General features: G+C 34.7%; 2 protein-coding genes. One reads left to right on the top strand and one right to left on the bottom strand.

What is annotated here, in order from left to right:
• The first annotated feature begins 26 nt into the window (after window positions 1–26).
• Window positions 27–557 carry a GNAT family N-acetyltransferase gene (locus tag V7149_RS15170; protein ID WP_335346450.1) on the top strand — a complete coding sequence of 177 codons (531 nt, stop codon included), beginning with the start codon at window positions 27–29 and terminating at the stop codon, window positions 555–557.
• A 134-nt stretch (window positions 558–691) separates the two neighbouring features.
• On the opposite strand, the gene V7149_RS15165 is transcribed toward V7149_RS15170, so the two are convergent.
• Window positions 692–1,231 carry a DUF1572 family protein gene (locus V7149_RS15165; protein WP_335346449.1) on the bottom strand — a complete coding sequence of 180 codons (540 nt, stop codon included), beginning with the start codon at window positions 1,229–1,231 and terminating at the stop codon, window positions 692–694.
• Window positions 1,232–1,342: the final 111 nt, after the last annotated feature.

Raw genomic sequence — 1,342 nt, 5'->3', positions numbered from 1 at the left:
AAACCTTAAGTTGATGGTGATTGCCGATGAAAATATTAATTGTAAAATTATCCGAAGCAGATTTTGAAAGATTATTTACATTTGAAGTGGAGAACAGAGCTTTTTTCGAAACGATGGTTCCAAGCCGCGGAGATGATTACTATGAATATAATACCTTTAAATTGAAGAATGAAGCCTTGCTAGAAGAACAAGATCTGGGGGTATCTCATTTTTATTTAATTAAAGGTGAAAACGGCTCTATTCTAGGAAGAATCAATTTAGTCGATATTGACCCAGTTGAAAGTGTTGGATCTGTTGGTTATAGAATTGGAGAGGCACACACAGGGAAAGGCATTGCTAATCATGCGCTCAAAATGCTGCTAGAGGCAGCTCCCGAACTAGGAGTAAAGTGCATTAAAGCCATGACCGCGACATATAATGCAGCTTCCCAAAAGGTTTTGGAAAAGAACGGATTTATTCAAAGAGCGGCAAGTGAGGAAGAACTTAATATGAATGAGGAGAATGAATTTATTTATTATATTTGGAGCAAAGAAGATTCGATTGTGTTGGCCGATTAGAAATCAAGCGTGACAGCATGTATAAGAAGGGATTTTCCAAAAAGGGTAACTTCATTTCATCTTTGGGAATCAAAGGGCTAATAAATGAAATTGTACTCCCCATTTAGTTCCACCTAATTCCCAAAGTATTTTTTCTATTTATCTTGATGTTTTTCAAGCATTTGTTGTAAATATTCTTCCGATTTTCCTTTTGGAATACTAAGACTCTCCCATTCTTCACCTTTAACTTGTTTAGCAATATAAACTATTTGACCCACATGATATGCATAATGAGCCATTTGCCTTTCAATAGCTTCTAAAACCAAATGACCTTCTCCACGAATATGGATAATTTTTAATAAGTCTTGTTCACTTAAACCAGTTAATGCATCAATTAGGGTTTTCCAACCTTTTTCCCAAACCATTGTTAGCTCTGATTTTGAAGATATATCATATTTGAATTCTTCATCACGATTTCTATATTCCTTTTCCCCATCTGAAGTTAAAAAGTCAGTCCACCTTGAAACCATATTTCCACTCATGTGCTTTACAATTATGGCAACACTATTTGACTCGTTATTAAATATCCAATATATTTCTTCCTCAGATAATTGATTTATCGTTTTATCTCCAAGGCTTTTTACACTTTTAAATCGGTCCATAACAACCTTCAAATATTCGCTTCCAATATTCATAATCATCCCCCATAGAATACTTAAATTTATTCATGGTCCCTTTTTCAAGTCATCAAAGGGAGAGTCTTGTTACCATGACAGCTCTTTTCATTGGCTAAAAGGCATCTGAAG

Source organism: Bacillus sp. JJ1503 (assembly GCF_036965125.1).
In the GTDB taxonomy this organism is placed as follows: domain Bacteria; phylum Bacillota; class Bacilli; order Bacillales; family Cytobacillaceae; genus Cytobacillus.
The sequence above is the reverse complement of the archived record's forward strand: the minus strand, read 5'-3'. Positions and strand labels throughout refer to the sequence as shown.

What these genes read in the sequence shown, in the direction of transcription:
- V7149_RS15170 (WP_335346450.1), top strand. Translation starts at nt 27, where the DNA reads ATGAAAATATTAATTGTAAAATTATCCGAAGCAGATTTTGAAAGATTA.
- V7149_RS15165 (WP_335346449.1), bottom strand. Translation starts at nt 1,231, where the DNA reads ATGAATATTGGAAGCGAATATTTGAAGGTTGTTATGGACCGATTTAAA.